Here is a 21964-nt window from a genome sequence, read left to right as displayed (position 1 = left end):
GCCCGAGCTATCGGCTCGTTGGATTCAGATACAGTGCGCCCCAGACAATCTCGGTCAGCGCAGCGGAGAGTTCAGCGTCGTAGTTGGAGTCTTGCACGGGTAGGTTCTGCTGGCAGGCCCGCTCCACCATCCAGGTCAGTGCACTGGCGGTGGCCGCGACGGGTAGTGCGCGGCGAATGGAACCGTCGGCCTGGCCGTCCTCGATGACCCGGGCCACCCGGGCTGAGATGCCGGTCAGCAACTCCCGGTAGGTGGCCGCCACCAGCGGGTCGTAGCCGGCCATCTCACTGAGTGCGATCAGCAGTGGCTGGTGTCGGCGGTAGCTGGCGATGATCGCGTTCATCGCAGCGTGGACATCATCAGGATCGCGACGCGCTGCCACCTGCCACCAGCGTTCGGCCCCCGAGGCCAGATCGCCGAACACCTGGCCCGCGAGCCGGCGCAGCAGATGGCCCTTGTCCTCGAAGTAGATGTAGAAGCTGGCGCGCGACATTCCTGCCTCGGTCGCGAGCCGGTCCACGCTGAGTTCGGTGAAACTGGTGCCTTCGCCCATCAGCCGCTCGGTGGCGTCGAGCAGCCGACGCTCGATCTCCTCGCGCCGTTGTTGTCGGCTGGTCGGGGGCTTCCGGGTCACCGATGCCATGCCGACCAGCGTAGCGGCGAAACGGACATCTTGACTAGACAATCTGTCTAGACGTAGCGTTGGCGCAAACCAGCCGGTGATCGTCGTCATAGCAAAGGGGCGTCCATGTCAGCACCGTCACTGTCCACCCGCAGCTACGACCCGATCGATCTGTCGTCGCGAGCCTTCTGGTCGACCTCTGCCGCAGACCGGGAACGAGCCTTCGCCGTATTGCGCGCCGAGCGTCCGGTGAGCTGGCATCCCCCCGTCGAGGACGCCCTGATGCCCGACCCGGCCGATCCCGGCTACTGGGCGGTGACCCGGCACGCCGACATCGTCGCGGTGAGCCGCGACAACCAGACGTTCCTGTCCGGCAAGGGGGTGTTGTTCGAGAACATCCCCGAGGAACTGCTGGAGGCGTCGCAGTCCTTCCTGGCCATGGACGCACCGCGGCACACCAAGCTGCGCAAGCTGACCAGCAGCGCGATGACACCCCGGCAGGTTCGTCGCATCGAGGATTCGATCAAGGCCAATGCCGCGGCTATCGTCACCGAACTCAAGGCCGCCGGTAGCGGCGTCGACTTCGTCGAGTACTGCGCCAAGGAACTGCCGATGCGCACGCTTTCGGACATGGTCGGCATTCCGCCGTCCGAGCGGGAGCGGGTGGCCGAGGCCGCCGACACCGCGGTGTCGTGGGCCGACGAGGTGCACCTCAACGGCCGCAACCCGCTGCAGGCGTTATTCGAGGCCCAGGGCTACCTGCATCAGCTGGTCGGAACGCTGGCAGCCGAACGCCGCGAGAACCCCAGCGACGATCTGATCAGCAGCCTGGTGACCACCGAAGTGGACGGTGACCGGCTCACCGACGGCGAGGTCGCTGCGTATTTCGTGTTGTTGTGCGTGGCCGGCAACGACACCACCCGGCAAGCCACCAGTCATGCCATGAAGGCGCTCACCGACTTTCCGGAGCAGCGGGCGTGGCTGCTGGAAGACTTCGACAACCGCATCGGCACGGCGGTCGAGGAGTTCATCCGCTGGGCCACGCCGGTGATGACCTTCCGGCGCACCGCTGCCACCGATATCGAGCTGGGCGGTCAGCTGATCCGGGCCGGCGAGAAAGTGGTGATGTTCTATTCGTCGGGCAACCGCGACGAGACGGTCTTCGACCATCCGAGCCGATTCGACCTGAGCCGCGATCCGAATCATCACGTCGGCTTCGGCGGCGGCGGTGCGCACTTCTGTCCGGGCACCCACGTGGCCCGCGCCCAGTTGCGTGCCATCTTCGGCGAACTGCTGCGCCAACTGCCGGGGATCGAAGCCGGCGAGCCGTCCTACGTGCCCGGCAACTTCATCCACGGTGTCCGCGCCATGCCCTGCACGTTCTGATTCTGGGCGCGAGCAGACGCAAAAGCCCCTAAATCGACCCGCAAAAGGGGGCTTTCACGTCTGCTCGGCGGGGTTTGGGGTGAGGTGGTCGGTGCCGAACCTGCGGCCGGTGGCGTCCTTGCCGACCGCGGTCAGCACCACGACGGCGACCAGCGCCGGCACCACCGTGACCACCAGGGCGAACGGGTAGCCGTTCGCGGCCGCGAGATGCTCCTGGATCGGCAGGTTGAATGCCGCCAGCAGATTGCCCAGCTGATAGGTCACGCCCGGATAGAAGCCGCGGATCGCGTCCGGTGACATCTCGGTCAGGTGCGCCGGAATCACCCCCCAGGCGCCCTGCACGCAGACCTGGAGCAGAAACGATCCCAGGCACAGCATCCCCGCGCTCTGCGATAGCGCGAACAGCGGCACGATCGGCAGGCCCATCACCGCCGCCCAGATGATCGCGTAGCGGCGGCCCAACCGCTGCGACAGCGAGCCGAAGATCAGCCCGCCGATGATGCCGCCGATGTTGTAGATCACCGCGATCCACTTCGCCGTGACATGAGACAGCCCCGCGCCGTCGTCCGAGCTCAGAAACGTCGGGTAGATGTCGTGCGTGCCGTGGCTCATCCAGTTGAACGCCGTCATCAACAACACCAGATAGCAGAATCGCCGGATCACCTTGGCGTCGGTGAACACGTCGCGAATCCTGGTGCGCGTCACCCGCATCCGGTCCTGGGTGGCCTGCCACACCTCGGATTCGGTAACCCGATAGCGGATCAACAAGCTGATCAACGCCGGCAGGATGGACAGCCCGAACAACCAGCGCCAGGACAATCCCAGCCAGTCGTTCACCAGCAGCGAGGCCAGGCTGGCGGCCAGGTAGCCGAACAGATAGCCCTCCTGCAGCAGCCCGGAGAAGAAGCCGCGTCGCTCCGGGGGAATCTTCTCCATGGCCAACGCAGCGCCCAGGCCCCATTCGCCGCCCATGCCGATGCCGTAGAGCAGGCGCAGGACCACCAGCACGGTGAAGGTCGGCGCGAACGCGCACAGGAACCCCACCGTCGAGTAGAAGATCACGTTCACCATCAGTGGTATCCGGCGGCCCACCCGGTCGGCCCACAGGCCGAACAGCAGCGCCCCGACCGGACGCATCGCCAACGTGGCGGTGGTCAGAAACGCCACCTCGGTTTTGGTGTGGCCGAAGGTCTTGGCGATATCGGCGTAGACGAACACCACGATGAAGTAGTCGAAGGCGTCCATCGACCACCCCAGCAGGGCGGCCAGGAAAGAGTTGCGCTGATCGGAGGTGAGGCGCTGTTTCACCGGGACATCCTGCCCTATTCGCCGGGCGCTAACGCACCGAAACGGCGTCAAGCTCAGCGGCCAGTACGGCCAGTGTCGCCGAACAGCCGCCGTCGAATTTGACGTCGGCCAGCCCGTCGCCGCGAGTGGGCCCACGGTTGACGATGGCGACCGGGATACCGCGCGCCGCGGCATGGCGGACGAATCGGTAGCCGGAGAACACCGTCAGCGACGATCCCGCCACCAGCAACGTCTCGGCCTCATCGACAACGGAATACGCCTGGGCAACGCGGTCTTGGGGAACACTCTCGCCGAAGTAGACGATGTCCGGCTTGAGGATCCCGCCGCAGGCGTGGCAGTCGAGGTAGCGGAAGGATGCGGTGTCGGTCACGACGGCGTCCGCGTCGGGGGCCACCGCGATGGCGCCGAGCGGCCCGGTTCGGCTTATGAATCCGGGGTTGAGCTCCTCCAGTTGCTCGGCCAGCGAAGCCCGGCTCATGGTGGTCCCGCACCTCAGACAGACCACCGTCGCGTAACTGCCGTGCAGGTCGATGACACGGCGGCTGCCCGCGCGGGTGTGCAGCAGGTCGACGTTCTGGGTGATCACCCCGGTGACGACGCCGGCCGCTTCCAGGGCGGCCAGCGCGGTGTGCCCGGCGTTGGGGGCGGCGGCGGCCATGTGTCGCCAGCCGAGATGGTTGCGCGCCCAGTAGCGCTGACGGAAAACCGGGTCGCCGGTGAACTGGGCGATCGTCATCGGGTTACTCGGTGGGGAATCGGGGCCGCGATAGTCGGGAATGCCCGAGTCCGTGGAGATGCCGGCTCCGGTGAGCACCGCCGTACACCGGCCCGCCAGCAGCGTCAGCAGGTCGCAGACCGTCGGTTCGGCGCCGCCCATCCGGCTAGCGTAGGCACTGTGCGGCAGTCGACCGTTCGGCAGCCATGTTGCGGCACATCATCTCCAGTGCCGCATCGCCCAGCGCGGCGTCGATGTGGGCGACGGCGTCGACCGGTATCACCACCGGAAGGTGCCGAACGTAGGCGTCCAGGGCGGTGTAGAGGATGCACTGTTCGGTGACCTGCCCGGTCAGGATCAGCCGCCGGGTGCCGAGCCGGCCCAGCAGGTACTCCAACGGCGTGGAATAAAAGGCGCTGTGTCGCACCTTGGTCATCGCCCGATCGCCGGCGCTCGGCACGATGGGGCGAACCAGTTCGGGGCGTGCGCCCTCCAGCGCCGACCCGATGATGTCGGCGAATCCGGCGGTGAAGTCGCCGTGGTTGTCGTTGATGTAGATCAGGTCGACCCGCCCGTCGGCTCGACTGCGTTCGACCAGGTCGGCCAGCGGTTCGACGATCTTCGCGACGTTGTCGGCCAGTTGTGCCGCGTCGGGATGCCGGTACGCGTTGAGCATGTCGATGACGGCCACCGCGGTATCGCTCATGGCCCTGGTGATACCCGAAAGCTGCCCGTTGACACCATCGGGGCGAGAATGGGAGGCCATGGCGCATTCTGGGGACTTCTACAACGCCTACCGGCATGGCTTCGCGCGGGTTGCCGCCTGCACCCACCGCACCACGCTCGCCGACCCGGCCGCCAACGCCGAGTCGGTGCTGCGCCTGGCGAGGGAATGCCATGACGACGGCGTCGCGCTGGCCGTCTTTCCCGAGCTCACGCTGTCGGGATACTCCATCGAGGACATCGTGCAGCAGGACAGCCTGCTCGGCGCTGTCGAGACGGCGCTGCTGGAGGTGGTTGCGGCCTCGAAGCCGCTACTGCCGGTGCTGGTGGTGGGGGCGCCGCTGCGCTATGCCCACCGGGTCTACAACACCGCCGTGGTGATCCACCGCGGGCGCATTCTCGGGGTGGCGCCGAAGTCATATCTACCCACCTACCGGGAGTTCTATGAGGGGCGCCAGTTAGCCGCCGGTGCCGGCGAACGCGGGATGATCCGGCTCGGCGGCCTCGAGGTGCCGTTCGGTCCGGACCTGCTGTTCGCCGCGACCGACCTGGCCGGGTTCGTGCTGCACGTCGAGGTCTGCGAGGACATGTTCGTGCCGGTGCCGCCCAGCGCCCAGGCCGCGCTGGCCGGCGCGACGGTGCTGGCGAATCTCTCCGGCAGCCCTATCACCGTCGGGCGCGCCGAGGATCGCTGCCTGCTGGCGCGGTCGGCGTCGGCGCGATGCCTTGCCGCCTACATCTACGCCGCCGCCGGGGAGGGGGAGTCGACCACTGACCTCGCCTGGGACGGCCAGACGATGATCTGGGAGAACGGCACGCTGCTCGATGACAGCGAACGCTTTCCCACCGGCGCCCGCCGCTCGGTCGCCGATGTCGACCTCGGCCTGCTGCGCTCGGAGCGCGTGCGGATGGGCACCTTCGACGACAACCGCCGCCACCACCGCGACGCAGTGCAGTCCTTTCGGCGGGTGGAGTTCGCGCTGGACCCGCCTTCCGGGGACATCGGGCTGCGCCGGGTGGTCGAGCGGTTCCCGTTCGTACCGTCGAATCCCCAGCGCTTGCAACAGGATTGCTACGAGGCCTACAACATCCAGGTGTCCGGCTTAGAGCAGCGGCTGCGCGCCCTGGACTATCCCAAGGTGGTGCTCGGGGTGTCGGGTGGACTCGATTCGACCCACGCCCTGATCGTCGCCGCGCGGGCCATGGATCGGGAGAACCGGCCGCGCAGTGACATTCTGGCGTTCACCATGCCCGGCTTCGCCACCGGCGAGCGCACCAAGGCCAACGCAGCCGCGCTGAGCCGGGCGCTGGGCGTGACCTTCGCCGAGATCGACATCCGCGACAGCGCGAGGCTGATGCTGGCCGAGCTGGGCCATCCGTTCGCTCGCGGTGAAGCCGTCTACGACGTGACGTTCGAGAACGTGCAGGCCGGGCTGCGCACCGACTACCTGTTCCGGATCGCCAACCAGCGCGGCGGCATCGTGCTGGGCACCGGTGACCTGTCGGAGTTGGCGCTGGGCTGGTCCACCTACGGCGTGGGCGATCAGATGTCGCACTACAACGTCAACGGCGGGGTGCCCAAGACGCTGATCCAGCACCTGATCCGCTGGGTGATCAACTCCGGTGAATTCGACGCCGAGGTGTGCGCGGTACTGGCCTCGGTGCTCAACACCGAGATCAGCCCGGAACTGGTGCCGGCGGCCTTGGGCCCGGACGGAGCCGAGGAGATTCAGCGCAGCGAGGACAAGGTGGGGCCTTACTCGTTGCAGGACTTCGCACTGTTTCAGGCGCTGCGCTACGGGTTCTCGCCGGCCAAGATCGCGTTCCTGGCCTGGCACGCCTGGCATGACGCGGCCGCGGGGTCCTGGCCGCCCGGGTACCCGGCGGACAAACGAGTGGTGTATTCGCTGGCCGACATCCGGCATTGGCTCAAAGTCTTTGCGCAACGGTTCTATTCGTTCAGCCAGTTCAAGCGCTCGGCGCTGCCGAACGGGCCGAAGGTCTCCCACGGTGGTTCGCTGTCGCCGCGAGGGGAATGGCGGGCCCCGTCGGACATGTCGGCGCGGATCTGGCTCGACGAGATCGAACGGGAGATCCCGGCGGGGTAGTGAGGAGCACCGACGATGGCCGAGGTTCGACGGTTTCCGCTGCCACCGGGGTTGCAGCGGACCATGACGCTGCTCGCCGACCCGCCCACCGATCCGCAGGTCAGCCGCGGCTATCTCGACCTACTCGACGGGGCGGGGGAGGCGGGCGCGCCGCAGAACACCGGTGCCATCCAGAAGCTGTGGGCCTCGTCCTTCGGGTCGCTGTTCTACGACAACGCCCAGGCGTTGGGCCGCCGGCTGCTCGAAGCCTGGCAGCACCCGATCGACTGGCTCAACATTCCGGCCGGCGGGGTGGCGCTGGACGTCGGCTGCGGCCCGGGCAGTATCACGGCCTCGCTGGCCCGCGCCGTGGGCGCCGACGGTTTGGCGTTGGGTATCGACGTCTCCAAGCCGATGCTGGCGCGGGCGGTCCGGGTGCAGGCCGGCTCACAGACCGCGTTTCTGCGAGCCGACGCGCAGCGAATGCCGCTGCGCGACAACACCGTTGACGCGGTCGTCTCAATTGCCGTGCTGCAGCTAATCCCCGATCCGGCAGTGGCGCTGGCCGAGATGGGGCGGGTGCTCAAGCCCGGCGGCCGGATCGCGCTCATGGTGCCCACCGCAGGATCGGCCTCCCGGATGTGGCGGCTGCTGCCCAAGGCCGGTGCACGGGTATTCCACGACGACGAGATCGCCGACATCCTCGAAAGCCACGGTTTCACCAGCGTCCGGGCCAGGAACTACGGAACCATTCAGTGGGTGCGTGCCAAGCGGATCTGACCCGCTGACCGCGACTACCCGGCGGCGCCGAACGCCGACCGGGCGTTCAGCGACCGGGTTGGCCGGTCGTCAGCGCCGCTTCGATCGCCGCGGCGGTCGGGGCGCAATCGCCGGCGCCGGGAACCAGCGTCGCCAGTGCCCCGGCCACACAGGCAAGCCGCAGCGCATGTGCCTTGCCGTTGGGCCACTCGGCTGCCAGCACGCCGGCGAAGACGTCGCCGGCACCGGAGGTGTCGATAGCAGCCACCACCGGTGCCGGCACCTCGACGATGCCATCAGCCCCGCTGTAGCGGGCGCCGCGCGCTCCGAGCGTGACCACCCGATGCGGTACCGGACGGCTGAACCGCGCCGATTCCGTCTCATTGACCACCGCCACATCGATCAGCTCCGCCAGCTCGGTCAGGTCTTCACCGACCGGGGAGACGTTGACGATCACGGTCGCCCCCGCCCGGCGCGCGGCTCGGGCCGCTGCGGTGGCGGTTGGGATCGGAATCTCCAGCTGCAGCAGCACCACGTGCGCCCTGGTGATCAGCTCGCACTGGCCGGCGTCCAGCGTCAGCGCGCTGTTGGTCCCCGGCGCCACCACGATGGTGTTCTCCCCGGCCGGATCCACCGTGACGACCGCCGATCCGCTGGGACCCGCGACGGTCGTCAATCCGCCGGTGCCGACCCCGTTGTCCTCCAGGTGCCGGCGTAACCGCAGACCGGCGTCATCGTCACCCACCGCGCCGATGAACGAGACGTCGGCGCCGGCACGCGCGGCCGCCACCGCCTGGTTGGCTCCCTTGCCGCCGGGGTGGCTGCTCGGCGCCGAGCTGAGGACCGTTTCGCCGGGGGCGGGCAGCGCAGCCACCGTGAACACGGTATCCAGATTCACACTGCCCACCACGCACAGCTGCGCCACCATGCTGTCCAGCTTCGCATTCGCGACCTCGTAATGTCGCGCATCCCTTAGGGTGGGGAACCGTCTGGTAACCGGGGAAGGGAGCGGCCGGGTGGACTCGGCACCGTCGGCAGCCACGGACGACACCGTGAACGTTGAGCGACGGCGCCGGTGGCTGCCGTCTCGGCTCAGCATCCAGACCAAACTGATGCTGATCCTGCTGCTGACCAGCATCGTGTCGGTTGGTGTGGTGGGCTTCGTCGAGTTCCAGTACGGCGCAGCCGAACTGCAACGTTCGGCCACGAGCAAGCTGGTACAGGCCCGTGAGGCGCAGCACCGAGCGGTCTCGAGCCTGTTCGCAGAGATGACGAGTTCGCTGATCATCTTCAGCGGGGGAGCGACGGCCGCTGGCGCGCTCCACGCGTTCACCGCGGGCTTCGACGAACTTGCCCGCGCCACAGTCACTCCCGAGCAGCAACGTGCGATCGTCAGCCACTACCGCGACAACTTCATCGAGCAGCTGACCGAGCGGACCGGGGAGCGGGCGGACATCGCCGCGCTGCTGCCGGCGTCGACCGCGCAGCGTTACCTGCAGGCGCACTACACCGCCGGCTATACCGGGGAATCCGAGAAGCCCGAGGACGCCGGCGACGGCAGCGCCTGGTCCGCGGCAAACGCCGAATTCAACAGCTTTTTCACGGAGATCGTCAAGCGCAACGAGTACCTGGATGCGCTGCTGCTGGACACCAGGGGCAACGTGGTCTACTCCGTGAACAAGGGCGTGGACCTGGGCACCAATGTGCTGACCGGCCCCTACCGCGAATCCGTGCTGCGTGACGCCTACCGTAAGGCGCTGGCCTCCAACGCGGTCAACTTCGTCTGGATCACCGATTACCAGCCCTATCAACCCAACCTGGACACGCCGACCGCCTGGCTGGTGTCGCCGGTCGGCGTCAAGGGCACCGTCGAGGGGGTGCTGGCCCTGCCGCTGCCCAGCGCGAAGGTCAATCGGATCATGACCGCCAACCGTGACTGGAAGGCCGCCCAGGTCGGGCGCACCACCGAGACCTATCTGGCCGGACCCGACGACCTGATGCGCTCCGATTCGCGGCTGTTTCTGGAGGACCCGGAGCGGTACCGCCGCGAAGCGGTGGCGGCGGGTACGCCGGTCGCCACGGTGGACAAGGCGCTGAAGCTGGGGACCACCACCCTGGTTCAGCCGGTGGGCTCCCCGGGTCTGCGTGCCGCGCAACGCGGCCAGACCGGCACGCTCAACACCGGATACGACTACCTCGGCAACCGTGAACTTGCCGCGTACGCGCCGCTGACCATCCCCAACTCGGATCTACAGTGGTCGATCCTGGCGACCAGGGACTACTCCGACGCGTACGCCGGGGTCACCTCGTTCAGCAAGCGGGTGGTGCTGGCCACCACCGGGGTCATCATCGCCATCTGTGTGCTGGCGATGCTGCTGGCGCGGCTTTTCCTGCGGCCGATCCGACGGCTGCAGGCCGCCGCCCAGCGGATCAGTGCCGGCGACTACAGCGCCGCGGTACCCAGCGGAACGGCTGACGAGATCGGCGATCTCACCAAGGCCTTCAACGACATGGGCCGCAGCCTGCGGACGAAGGAGGAACTGCTCAACGAACAGCGCAAGCAGAACGACGAGCTGCTGTTGTCGCTGATGCCGGAGTCGGTGGTGCAGCGCTACCGCGGCGGTGAGCAGGCCATCGCCGAAGAGCACCACAACGTCAGCGTCGTCTACGCCGAACTGCAGGGGATCGACCAGCTCTCCGGCGAGGTTGCCGCGAACGAATTGGTGACGATCGTCGACGAACTGGTTCGGCAATTCGATGCGGCGGCCGAAGTCGTTGGCGTCGAACGAATTCGAACCATGTACAACGGCTACCTTGCCGGCTGCGGTTTGACCACCCCGCGGCTGGACGGCGTGCACCGCATCGTCGAATTCGCGAGCGAGATGCAGCGCATCGTCGACCGGTTCAACGTCAAATCCGGCCGCCGGCTGAGCCTGTGGGCCGGTGTCAACACCGGCGAAGTCGTCAGCGGTCTGGTGGGCCGATCCGGGGTGACCTACGACCTGTGGGGATCGGCCGTCAACCTTGCCTATCAGTTACGCAGGGGTACACCGCAATCCGGCATCTACGTCACCGGGGCGGTGCGCGACATGCTCGGCGGCGGCGCGGAGTTCACCCCGGCCGGCACCGTGGCCATCGGTGACACCGAAGAGCAGGTCTGGCGCTTGGCGGAGCCCACGTGAACATCTTCGGGCCGTGGTTCTACTGGGCGGTCGGCGTGGCCGCCGGGTTTCCCGCCGGTCTGATCCTGCTGACCGAATGGCATGTGGCGTTGACCCGCAGGGGCAGCTACCTGGCCCGGCCGGTGGCGTTGGTGCGGAATTACCTGCTGCCGCTGGGCGCGTTGCTGATAGTGCTGGGGCAGGTGGCCGCAGTACCGGCGCAGGACCCGACGGTGCGGGTCATCTACACCCTGTTCGGCTTCGTGCTGCTGGTGTTGCTGTTGTCCGGGCTGAACGTCACCTTTTTCCAGAGTGCCCCGAAAGGCTCTTGGCGAGGCCGGATCCCGACCATCTTCATCGATGTCGCCCGCTTCCTGCTGATCGGTGTCGGTCTGGCGCTGATCCTGTCCTACGTGTGGGGCGCCAAGATCGGCGGTCTGTTCACCGCGCTGGGCGTGACCTCGGTGGTCATCGGCCTGATGCTGCAGAATTCGGTCGGTCAGATCGTTTCGGGGCTGTTCATGTTGTTCGAGCAGCCGTTCCGGATCGGCGACTGGCTGTCCACCCCGACCGCGCGCGGCCGCGTCGTCGAGGTGAACTGGCGGGCGGTGCACATCAGCACCGCCGGCGGCCTGCAGGTCACCCCGAACTCGGTGCTGGCGAGCACGTCGTTCACCAACGTCAGCCGGTCCGGTGGTGCGCATCGGGTGTCGATCACGACGACGTTCGCGGTCTCCGACCCGCCAGACCGGGTGTGCGCGCTGCTGTCGCGGGTCGCCACCGCACTGCCGCTGCGTACCACCGGCGAGGCGCCCGGTTCGGTGGCACTCGGCGGCGGCGAATACCGGACCACGATCGCCCTCGACTCCCCGGCTGACGACGGTCCTGCGCAGGCCACCTTCCTGCGGTGGCTCTGGTATGCCGCCCGCCGCGAGGGGCTGCACCTCGACGACTCCGACGACGTGTTCTCGACACCCGAGCGGGTTGCCGAGGCGCTGCGCACGGTGGTGGCGCCTGCGCTGCGGCTGACCGATGCCGACCAGCAGGCCGTGGCGCCCTACGCCGTGGTGGTCCGCTACGGCGCGGATGAAGTCCTGGAGCAGGCCGGGCATGTGCCGACCGCGATGATCTTCCTGACCGAGGGCAGTGTCCGGCTCACCACCGAGGACCCGGCGGTGCCGAGCGCAACACTGCGCCACGGCGCCTTTCTCGGGGTCACCACGCTGACCCGGCAGGCCAGCCAGTTCGATGCCCGAGCACTGGAGGAAGTGACCGCGGTGGTGATCGGCCGCGACCACATCGAGGAGCTGGTGATGGCCAAGCCGCTGTTGCTGCAGGAGTTGGGCCGGATCATCGACCAGCGTCGCGCGGCGCCAGCCTAGCGCCGCCGCCAGAATGGGGCCGTTTCGCCCGATCCACCGTTCGCCGATACCCTGGATCGATGAGCGTGCCCGTACTTCCCGACCTGCGCCAAGAGGTCCACGACGCCGCCCGCCGGGCTCGGATCGCCTCCCGCGCGCTGACCTCGTTGTCCACGGTGGCCAAGAACAGTGCGTTGAACGCCGCGGCCGATGCGCTGCTGGCCCATGCCGACGATGTCCTGGCCGCCAACACCGAAGACCTGGCCGCGGCCAGGGCCGCCGGCACTCCGGAGGCCATGCTCGACCGGCTGGCGCTGAACCCGCAGCGCGTCGAAGGGATCGCTGCGGGCCTGCGCCAGGTCGCGGGGTTGCCCGACCCGGTCGGCGAGGTGCTGCGCGGCTACACCCTGCCCAATGGGCTGCAGCTGCGTCAGCAGCGGGTTCCGCTCGGCGTGGTGGGCATGGTCTATGAGGGCCGGCCCAACGTCACCGTGGACGCGTTCGGCCTGACGCTGAAGTCAGGCAACGCCGCGCTGTTGCGCGGCAGCTCGTCAGCGGCGCATTCGAACCGGGCCCTGGTCGAAGTGCTGCGCAAGGCGCTGACCGACGAGGACCTCCCCGCCGACGCCGTCCAGTTGCTCTCGGCGGTCGACCGCGCCACCGTGACCCACCTGATCCAGGCCCGCGGACTGGTCGACGTGGTGATCCCGCGCGGCGGGGCCGGGCTGATCGAGGCCGTGGTGCGCGATGCGCTGGTGCCGACCATCGAGACCGGCGTCGGCAACTGCCACGTCTACATCCATGAGGCGGCCGACCTCGACATCGCCGAAGAGGTGCTGTTGAACTCCAAGACACGGCGGCCCAGCGTCTGCAACGCCGCCGAGACGCTGTTGATCGACCGGGCCATCGCCGGCTCCGCGGTGCCGCGGCTGGTCGACGCGTTGACCGCCGCCGGGGTTGCGGTGCACGGGGACGCCGACGCGGCCGCGGGCGAGGACGACCTGCGCCGTGAATACCTGGCGATGGACATCGCCCTCTCGGTGGTCGACGGGCTCGAGGACGCCATCGACCACATCAACGAATACGGCACCGGTCACACCGAGGCCATCGTCACCAGCAACATGGCCGCCGCCCAGCGCTTCAGCGAGCAGGTCGACGCCGCGGCGGTCATGGTCAATGCCTCCACGGCGTTCACCGACGGCGAGCAGTTCGGTTTCGGCGCCGAGATCGGAATCTCCACCCAGAAGCTGCACGCCCGCGGCCCGATGGGGTTGCCGGAGCTGACATCGACCAAATGGATCGTGTGGGGCGACGGTCACACCCGTCCCGTCTAAAAGGAGCCATACCCTCGCATGGAAAAGCCCGGCATACCCGCCACCCCGGCCCGGCACGCCTCGTTGTTCACCGACATCGACGACGTGGCCCGACGGCTGGCCGAGACCGGCTACCTGGCCGACACCGCCACCACCACCGCGGTCTTCCTGGCCGACCGGCTCGGTAAACCGCTGCTGGTGGAGGGCCCGGCCGGAGTCGGCAAGACCGAGCTGGCCCGCGCGGTAGCCGCGGCGACCGGCGCCGGGCTGGTGCGGCTGCAGTGCTACGAGGGCGTCGATGAGGCCCGGGCGCTCTACGAGTGGAATCACGCCAAGCAGATACTCCGTATTCAGTCCGGCAACGCTGCCGATCAGGGCAGTGACTGGGACGCCACCAAGATGGACGTGTTCTCCGAGGAGTTCCTGCTGTCGCGCCCACTGCTGACCGCGATCCGGCGCACCGAGCCGACGGTGCTGCTGATCGACGAGACCGACAAGGCCGACATCGAGATCGAGGGCCTGCTGCTGGAGGTGCTCAGCGACTTCGCGGTCACCGTTCCGGAACTGGGCACCATCACCGCGATCCGGACGCCGTTCACGGTATTGACCTCCAATGCCACCCGGGAACTGTCCGAAGCGCTCAAGCGGCGCTGCCTGTTTCTGCACATCGACTTCCCCGACCCGGACCTGGAGCGGCGCATCCTGCTGTCCCGCGTACCCGAGCTGCCCGAACACCTTGCCGCCGAACTCGTGCGCATCATCGGCGTGCTGCGCGGCATGCAACTCAAGAAGCTGCCCTCGGTGGCCGAGACCATCGACTGGGGACGGACGCTGTTGGCGCTGGGCATGGACACCATCGACGACGCCACCGTTGCGGCCACCCTCGGGGTGGTGCTCAAGCACCAGTCCGACCAGGTGCGCGCATCAGGGGAACTGCGACTGAACTGATGGTGCAGTAGATGGTTCGCCGCATCCGCCCGCCGCATCCGCTGGCCCCGCACGGTATCCCCGGTCACCTGGTGGGGTTCGTCGAAGCACTGCGCGGCCAGGGGATTTCGGTGGGGCCGTCGGAAACCGTCGACGCCGGACGAGTGCTGGCCGCGCTCGAGCTCGCTGATCGCGAGGTGTTGCGTGAGGGCCTGGCGTGCGCGGTGCTGCGCCGGCCCGATCACCGCGACACCTACGATGCCATGTTCGACCTGTGGTTTCCCGCCGCGTTGGGTGGCCGGACCGTGGTCGTTTCGGACGAACCGCAGTCGGCCGACGACATTCCGCTGCCGGAAGACGCCGAACAGCTGCGCGCGATGTTGGTCGATTTGCTGACCGCCAACCCCGACCTGGCCGAGACCGACGCACGGTTGTCGGCGATGATCGCCGCGATCGTCGGCGCCTACGGGCAGTACCGCTCCAGCCGAGGCCCGTCGTACTCGGCCTACCAGGCACTCAAGGCGCTCGAGCTCGACGAATTGGAGGGCAGGCTGTTGGCCGGACTGCTTGCGCCTTACGGGGACGAGCCCAGTCCGACTCAGGAGCAGATCGCCAAAGCCGTTGCAGCCCAGCGGATCGCGCAGCTGCGCAAGCTCGTCGACGCCGAAACCAAGCGGCGGACCGCGGAACAGCTGGGCCGCGAGCATGTGCAGATGTACGGCATCCCGCAACTGAGCGAGAACGTCGAGTTCCTGCGCGCTTCCGGTGAACAGCTGCGGCAGATGCGCCGCGTGGTGGCCCCGTTGGCTCGCACCCTGGCCACCCGACTGGCCGCGCGACGGCGACGTTCGCGCGCCGGCACCATCGACTTGCGCAAGACGCTGCGGCGCTCGATGTCCACCGGAGGCGTGCCGATCGACGTGGTGCTACGCAAGCCTCGCCCGGCTCGGCCGGAACTGGTGGTGCTGTGCGACGTGTCCGGATCGGTGGCCGGGTTCAGTCACTTCACTCTGCTGTTGGTACATGCACTGCGCCAACAGTTTTCCCGCGTTCGGGTGTTCGCGTTCATCGACACCACCGATGAGGTCACGCACCTGTTCGGGCCCGAGGCCGACCTGGCGGTGGCCATTCAGCGGATCACCCGCGAGTCCGGGGTGTACACCCGTGACGGCCACTCCGATTACGGCAACGCGTTCGTCTCGTTCGCCGAGAAATATCCGAGTGTGGTGTCACCGCGCAGTTCGCTGCTGGTGCTGGGCGATGGCCGCACCAACTACCGCGATCCCGGGGTGGGTGTGCTCTCGCATCTGGTGACCGCCAGCCGGCATGCGCACTGGCTCAACCCCGAGCCCCGCCACCTCTGGGGCAGCGGCGACTCCGCGGTGCCGCGGTATACCGATGTCATCACCATGCATGAATGTCGCTCGGCAAAGCAGTTGGCTGCGGTGATCGACCAGTTATTGCCGGTCTGACCCCAAATCGCGAACGTGCGTGTTTGTCCGGCAACACGCCGGGCGGGCCGTGCAACTGTGCACGCTCACCTCAACCCGCCGTCCCCGCGCACCTCAAACGAGCAAGTAAGTGACCTTTCTGCGAGAAACTAGAGTAGTTCATTACTCTATGAACCCCGCAGAGCATCGAAATAGCCTAAGGCGTCTTAGCGAGTCTTAAGCATCTCGTTGTTCAACGGGGAGGTCGTGTGATGGCTGACAGCAACCGCAGTGCGAAGCGGAACTCGGCACGTAAGGGCAAGGCACGTCGCGCGAGCCGCGTCGGCGGTGCCGGCGCGGCGGTAAGTGCGTTTCTGGCGTTCGGGATGACGCCGCTGGCGTACGCACCGCAGGCCCGGGCCGACGACTTCGGGCTGGCCGACCTGTTCGACCCCTCGACGTGGGCGTTGCCCTACGACGGCATCGACTGGGGTTCCTTCGTCGACCCGGCGGCCTGGTCGTCGTTGTTCGACGCTGCGGCCTTCGACGCCACCGCCGTGGGAACCGCAACCGCGGACCCGTTCGGGCTGGATGCTGCCTTCAACTCGTTCATGAGCGACGTCAACTCCTGGGTGAGCACCAACTGGATCGGCACCCAGCTCGGCGACTGGGTCGACACCAACCTGCTCAACCCGCTGGGTGCGGCGTGGGCCTCCGCCGACAGCTGCGGGTTCGTCTGCAACGGTCTGGCCGGCACGGCCGCCGACCCGGACGGCCAGGACGGCGGTTGGCTGTTCGGCAACGGTGGCGCGGGCTACAGCTACACCGCCGGTGACGGCTTCCACGATGGTGGCGACGGTGGTGACGCCAACATGTGGGGTGACGGGGGCGCAGGCGGTAACGGCTCCGACGGTGGCGCCGGTGGCGCCGGCGGCGCGGGTGGCATGTTCTCAGGTAACGGTGGCGACGGTGGCGCCGGTGGTGACGGCCTCGCCGGCTCCGCGCACGTCGACGGTGGTGCCGGTGGTGCCGGTGGCAACGCCGGTCAGTTCTCCTTCTTCGCGCACGGCGGCGCGGGTGGCGTCGGCGGTGATGGCGCGACCGGTCAAGCCGGTGATCACGGTGTTGCCGGGGTGGATCTGGGCAATGGTGTGGGCGCGGGAACCGACGGCTCTGACGGCGGAAACGGCGGCAAGGGCGGCAGCGGTGGTTCCGGCGGGTTCATGTTCGGGACCGGTGGTGCGGCCGGTGACGGCGGTGCGAACGGCGCCGGCGGTAACGGCGGCGACGGTGCCGACGGTGTCGTCGGGAACCTCAACGGCGGTAACGGCGGTGACGGCGGCGACGCCGGCACCGTGGGTGGCGCAGGCACTGCCGGCGCCGGCAGCAGCATCTTCGGCACGGCGGGCGCCGCTGGCCACGCCGGCACCGCGACGACCACCTCCGGCAACGGCGGCGACGGTGGCGACGGTCTCGCCAGTTCCAACCCGAACGTCGACGGCGGCACCGGTGGTAACGGTGGTGACGGCGGAGCCACCGGCAACGGCGGCAACGGCGGCTCCGGTGGTGACGGCGCGGGCGGGGTGGCCAGCGACGGCAGCAACGGTGGCGCCGGCGGTAACGGTGGTACGGGCGGCGCACAGGCCGGCAACGGTGGCAACGGCGGTGCCGGCGGTGTCGGTGGTGCCGGCGCCAACGGTGCTCAGGGCTCCACCGGCACCACCGGTGTGTCCGGGGTCAACAACGGGGCCGGTGGAAACGGCGGTAGCGGCGGCGCCGGGTTCGACGGTGGTGCCGGCGGTCACGGCGGTAATGGTGGCCAAGCCCAGGCGGTCGGCTACAGCGACGGTCTCAACGGGGATGGCGGTGACGGCGGTGCCGGCGGTAATGCCGGCGCGGCCGGCAACGGCGGCGACGGCGCGGCCGGCATCTGGGGTGTCAACGGGGAGTACGGCGACGGGTCGGGCGGCCAGGGCGGTAATGCCGGCACGCCGGGCACCGTTGCCGGTAACGGCGGTCAAGGTGGCGCTGCCGGAACCGGCGGCATCGGCGGCAGTGCCGGTAACGACGGCGCCGACGGCGGCGTGCCGACACCGGGCCTGGCACACGGTGGTGCCGGTGGTGCCGGTGCCGCCGGCAACGCTGCGCATCTCGATGGCGGCCACGGCGGTGACGGTGGTACCGGCGGGACCTACGGCAACGGCGGTACCGGCGGCGAGGGCGGTGACGGCTTCCAGGGTGTGACCGGCGGAGTGTTCTCCAACGGCAACGGCATGCCGGGCGGCACCGGCGGTAAGGGCGGTGACGGCGGTCAGGGTGGTGTGGCCGGCACCTTGGCCGGTTCCGGCGGCCACGGCGGCAACGGCGGTGACGGTGGTACCGGTGGCACCGGTGGGACCGGCGCCAACGGGCAGCCCGGTACCGGTGATGACGGCGGCGACGGCGGCGACGGCGGTATCGGCGGAGCCGGTGGACACGGCGGTGATGGCGGCGGCGTTCCGGTCACGAACCTCACCGGCGGGCTCGGGATCGGCGGCAACGGCGGCAACGGCGGGAACGCCGGTGCGGGCGGCAACGGTGGGGACGGCGCCACCAACGCCACCCCGGGTGGTGACGGCGGCAGCGGCGGTAACGGCGGGGACGCCGGCACCACCGGCGGTGCGGCCGGTACTCACGGTCAGCACGGCGGCAGCGACGGCAGCGCCGGCGCGGTCTCGCATGTCGCCGGTAACGGCGGTAACGGCGCGGTGGGTGCGGACAACACCGGGACCGGTAACGATGCCGGTGACGGTGGTGACGGCGGTGACGGCGGTGCCGGGGGGACCCTGGGCCAAAACGGTAACGGCGGTGACGGCGCCAACGGCGGGACCGGCTTCAACGGCGCGAACGCCGGCGACGGCGGGGACGGTGGTAACACCACGATCGGCAACGCCGGTAACGGCGGTGACGGCGGTGACGCCTTAGGCCTACCGACGGTGGGCGCTAACGGCGGCAATGGCGGCGATGGCGGTAAGGGCGGCAACTCCGCCAACTACGGTAACGCCGGCGACGGCGGCGACGGCGGCCTGGGCGGCAGCGACAACGGCGGGGCCACCGGCGGTAACGGCGGCAGCGGCGGTGACGGCGGCGCCATCACCGTTGTCGGCCACGGTAACGCCGGTAACGGCGGCGACGGCGCCGACGGCGGCCTTGGTGGCGTCGCCGGCGGCCAGGGCGGTGATGGCGGCAACGGCGGCGGCAACGACGGGTTCAGCCCCGGTAACGCCGGCAATGGCGGTAATGCCGGCAACGGCGGCACCGGCGACGGCTTCAGCAACGGCGGCGTGGGTACCGGTGGCGCCGGTGGCACCGGTGGCGCCGGCGGCGCCATCACCTGGTCCGGCATCCACGGCAACGCCGGTAACGGCGGTAACGGCGGTAACGGTGGGCTCGGTACCGGCGCCGGCGGCAGTGGTGGCAGTGGCGGCGGCGCCGGCGTCGGCGGGAGCAATATCGGAACCGGTAACGGCGGTAACGGCGGCAATGGTGGGTCCGGCGGCAACGGCCTCAACCAGGCCGCCGGCGGTAGCGGCCAGATAGGCGCCGCCGGCGGCACGGCAGTTACCGGCAACGGCGGCAACGGCGGCAACGGCGGGTCCGGCGGTGCCAGCGCCGGCGGTGTCGCCGGGGCCAGCGCCGCGGGCGGCGCCGGCGGCAACACCACGACCGGTAACGGCGGGAACGGCGGTGACGGTGGCAACGGCGGCAGCGGCACCGCGGGCAACAGCAACGGCACCGGCGGCAGCATCGGCGGCCAGGGTGGGACCGCGGTTACCGGTAACGGCGGTGACGGCGGTGACGGCGGGTCCGGCGGCAACGGATTCGGCACCGGTAACGCGGGCCCGGGCGCTCAGGGTGGCGACGGCGGTGCCACCACCACCGGCAACGGCGGTGGCGGCGGTGACGGCGGGTCCGGCGGCAACGGCGGCGTGAACGGCTTCGGCGGCGGCGGCGGCAACGGCGGTGCCGGTGGCGCCACGGCGACCGGAACCGGCGGTACCGGTGGCGACGCCGGCGACGGTGGTGACACCGGCTTCAACTCGATCACCGGCGAAGGCTCGCAGGGTGCCGGAGGCGGTACCGGCGGCAACGGCGGTGACGTGTCTGTCCAGGGCACCGGGGGCGACGCCGGTGACGGCGGTGACGGCGGTGCCGGCGGCAACGGCGGTCCGGCGGCGGCCGGCACCGCCGGACACGGCGGCGGCAATGGCGGCGCTGCCGGCGCCGGCGGTACCGGCGGTGATGGCGCGGGCACCGGCAACGGCGGCCTCGGCGGCAACGGCGGCACCGGCGGTACCGGCGGTACCGGCTCGGCCGGCAACTCCGGCGCCAACGGCCCCGGCCAGGACGGCGGCAACGGCGGCTGGGCCGGATATGGCGGCAACGGCGGTACGGGCGGCGACGCCCTCGGCTCCGGCAACGGAGGCACCGGCGGCAACGGCGGTGCCACGGGTAACGGCGGTAACGGCGGCACCGGCTCCGATGCCACCAACGCCAGCGGCAACGGCGGTGCCGGCGGCAACGGCGGTGCGACCTCCCCGATGGGACCCTTCCCTGTCGGCGGCACCGGCGGCGACGGCGGCAAGGCCTGGGGTACCGGCACCGGTGGTGACGGCGGCGACGGGGGCGCCGGCGGAAGCTCCGGTAACGGCGGCAACGGCGGGAACGCCACCGGTACCGGCAACGGCGGCGACGGCGGGGTCGCGGGCCTGGCCGGCACCGGCGGCAAGGGCGGCAACGGTGGTGACTCCGTGGCCGGCGACGGCGGTGACGGCGGCGGCGGCGGTGACGGCGGTGACACCAGCGCGGTCGGCGGTAACGGCGGCAACGCCGCCAGCGCACCGGGCACCGCGGGCGCCGGCGGCTTCGGTCCGGGCGGCGGCTGGGCCGGTAGCGGTGGTAACGGCGGCAATGCCCTCGGCGCGACAGGCGACGGCGGGGCTGGCGGGGGCGGCGGCGCGGGCGGCGACGCTCTTGGCGCCGGTGGCAATGGCGGCAACGGCGGCGATGCCACGGCGAGCGTTGCGGGCACCAACGGTGGCACCGGTGGCCACGGTGGCATCGGCGGTGATGGCGGCGGCGGCGGCAACGGTGGTAACGCGGCCGGATCCGGGACCGGTGGCAGCGGTGGTGACGCCGGTGACGCCGGGGCCAACAGCGCCGGCGGCAACGGCGGCAACGGCGGCGACGCCTCCGCCAACCACATCGCCGGCAACGGCGGAGCAGGCGGCCACGGCGGTGGCGCTGACTACCACGCCTACTTCCCGGTCGCCGGCGGGGCCGGCGGCACTGGCGGTAACTCGCTCACCGGCGACGGCGGGCTCGGCGGCAACGGCGGCGCCGGTAGTGACGGCGCGGCCGGCGGTCGCGGCGGCATCGGCGGTGAGGGCAACGCCGGTGGCGGCGGCCAAGCGGCCGGCACCGGGGGCGCTGGCGGCACCGGCGGCTTCGGTGGCGACGCTGGGGGAGCCGGGGCCGGGGGCTACTCGACTGGCACCACGGTGGCCGCGACCGGCGACGGCGGGGCCGGCGGGAACGCGGGCTCCAGCGGCTCTGGCGGCACCGGAGGAGCTGGTGGCACCGGAGGCGCTGCGGCGGCTGGGACCGGCTTCGGCGGTGACGGCGGCCAGGGCGGTAGCGGCGGTACCGCCGGGTACGGTGCGACCGGCGGCACCGGCGGCAACGCCGGGGGCACCGGGAACGGTGGCGATGGCGGTACCGGTAGCACCGGAGGTGCCGGAGGCAGCGGCGGTGCTGGCGGCACCGGCGGTGCGGGCGTCAACGGCACCGGCGGCGGCAGTGGCGGCAACGGCGGCAATGGCCGAGACGGTGGCGACGGCGGAGACGGGGGCGCCGGCGGCGACGCCACCAATGCCGCGCTCGGCGGCGTCGGCGGCCACGGCGGCGCCGGTGGCGCCGGGGGTGCGGTCGGTGGCGGCGGTACCGGGGGTACCGGGACCGACGGTGGTGGGACCGGCTCCGGCGGCAGCGCCGGGACCACCCCCGGCGGCAACGGCGCCGAAGGCGCCGACGGTACGCCGCCACCGCCCGCATGATGGTCGGCTGAGACCGGCCACGGCACGACCGCGGTCGTCGGAGATCCAAATCCGGCGGCCGCGGTCTTGTCATGACG

Annotated in this window: 14 protein-coding genes; 9 read left to right on the top strand and 5 right to left on the bottom strand. The window is 70.0% G+C overall.

Features of this window, described 5'->3' with window-relative positions; translation table 11 throughout:
- Positions 1-7: 7 nt before the first annotated feature.
- Positions 8-643 (bottom strand): TetR/AcrR family transcriptional regulator, encoded by a 636-nt coding sequence (locus ACAG20_RS02015; protein ID WP_370491345.1) that lies wholly within the window; start codon positions 641-643, stop codon positions 8-10.
- 105 nt (positions 644-748) lie between these two features.
- On the opposite strand from ACAG20_RS02015, the gene ACAG20_RS02010 reads away from it, so the two are divergent.
- Positions 749-2008, top strand: a complete 1260-nt coding sequence (locus tag ACAG20_RS02010) for a cytochrome P450 (RefSeq protein WP_370491344.1) — start codon at positions 749-751, stop codon at positions 2006-2008.
- A 54-nt stretch (positions 2009-2062) separates the two neighbouring features.
- On the opposite strand, the gene ACAG20_RS02005 is transcribed toward ACAG20_RS02010, so the two are convergent.
- From ACAG20_RS02005 to ACAG20_RS01995, 3 genes are all read right to left on the bottom strand, one after another.
- Positions 2063-3253: an MFS transporter gene (locus ACAG20_RS02005; protein ID WP_370491420.1), complete on the bottom strand. Its 1191-nt coding sequence runs from the start codon at positions 3251-3253 to the stop codon at positions 2063-2065.
- Positions 3254-3344: 91 nt separating this feature from the next.
- Entirely contained in the window at positions 3345-4193 is an 849-nt protein-coding gene (locus ACAG20_RS02000) for a Sir2 family NAD-dependent protein deacetylase (RefSeq protein WP_370491343.1), read from the bottom strand.
- Between the two features lie 4 nt (positions 4194-4197).
- Entirely contained in the window at positions 4198-4737 is a 540-nt protein-coding gene (locus ACAG20_RS01995) for a cysteine hydrolase family protein (protein ID WP_370491342.1), read from the bottom strand.
- Between the two features lie 58 nt (positions 4738-4795).
- On the opposite strand from ACAG20_RS01995, the gene ACAG20_RS01990 reads away from it, so the two are divergent.
- Both ACAG20_RS01990 and ACAG20_RS01985 read left to right on the top strand, forming a co-directional pair.
- Complete coding sequence (locus ACAG20_RS01990) at positions 4796-6862, top strand: NAD(+) synthase (RefSeq protein WP_370491341.1); 2067 nt, start codon at positions 4796-4798, stop codon at positions 6860-6862.
- Positions 6863-6877: 15 nt separating this feature from the next.
- Positions 6878-7621, top strand: a complete 744-nt coding sequence (locus ACAG20_RS01985) for a methyltransferase domain-containing protein (RefSeq protein WP_370491340.1) — start codon at positions 6878-6880, stop codon at positions 7619-7621.
- Between the two features lie 46 nt (positions 7622-7667).
- Here the strand turns inward: ACAG20_RS01985 and ACAG20_RS01980 are convergent, their stop codons facing one another.
- Positions 7668-8528: a ribokinase gene (locus tag ACAG20_RS01980; protein ID WP_370491339.1), complete on the bottom strand. Its 861-nt coding sequence runs from the start codon at positions 8526-8528 to the stop codon at positions 7668-7670.
- 61 nt (positions 8529-8589) lie between these two features.
- Between ACAG20_RS01980 and ACAG20_RS01975 the strand changes: the two genes are divergently transcribed.
- The 6 genes from ACAG20_RS01975 to ACAG20_RS01950 all read left to right on the top strand — a co-directional run bounded on the left by ACAG20_RS01975 (position 8590) and on the right by ACAG20_RS01950 (position 21887).
- Entirely contained in the window at positions 8590-10782 is a 2193-nt protein-coding gene (locus tag ACAG20_RS01975) for an adenylate/guanylate cyclase domain-containing protein (protein WP_370491419.1), read from the top strand.
- Positions 10779-12143 (top strand): mechanosensitive ion channel domain-containing protein, encoded by a 1365-nt coding sequence (locus tag ACAG20_RS01970; protein WP_370491338.1) that lies wholly within the window; start codon positions 10779-10781, stop codon positions 12141-12143. Before ACAG20_RS01975 ends, ACAG20_RS01970 begins: the two co-directional genes overlap by 4 nt.
- 59 nt (positions 12144-12202) lie before the next feature.
- Positions 12203-13456 (top strand): glutamate-5-semialdehyde dehydrogenase, encoded by a 1254-nt coding sequence (locus ACAG20_RS01965; RefSeq protein ID WP_112686524.1) that lies wholly within the window; start codon positions 12203-12205, stop codon positions 13454-13456.
- An 18-nt stretch (positions 13457-13474) separates the two neighbouring features.
- Positions 13475-14383, top strand: coding sequence for a MoxR family ATPase (locus ACAG20_RS01960; RefSeq protein ID WP_112686522.1), 909 nt, complete (start codon positions 13475-13477; stop codon positions 14381-14383).
- A gap of 11 nt (positions 14384-14394) precedes the next feature.
- Positions 14395-15834: a VWA domain-containing protein gene (locus ACAG20_RS01955; RefSeq protein ID WP_112686520.1), complete on the top strand. Its 1440-nt coding sequence runs from the start codon at positions 14395-14397 to the stop codon at positions 15832-15834.
- Positions 15835-16064: 230 nt separating this feature from the next.
- Complete coding sequence (locus ACAG20_RS01950; RefSeq protein WP_370491337.1) at positions 16065-21887, top strand: PE family protein; 5823 nt, start codon at positions 16065-16067, stop codon at positions 21885-21887.
- Positions 21888-21964 lie beyond the last annotated feature (77 nt).

Origin of the sequence: Mycobacterium sp. pW045 (assembly GCF_041287085.1) — a bacterium.
Classification (GTDB): Bacteria; Actinomycetota; Actinomycetes; order Mycobacteriales; family Mycobacteriaceae; genus Mycobacterium; species Mycobacterium algericum_A.
Note: the sequence above shows the minus strand (reverse complement) of the source record. Positions and strands in the feature narration are given on the sequence as shown.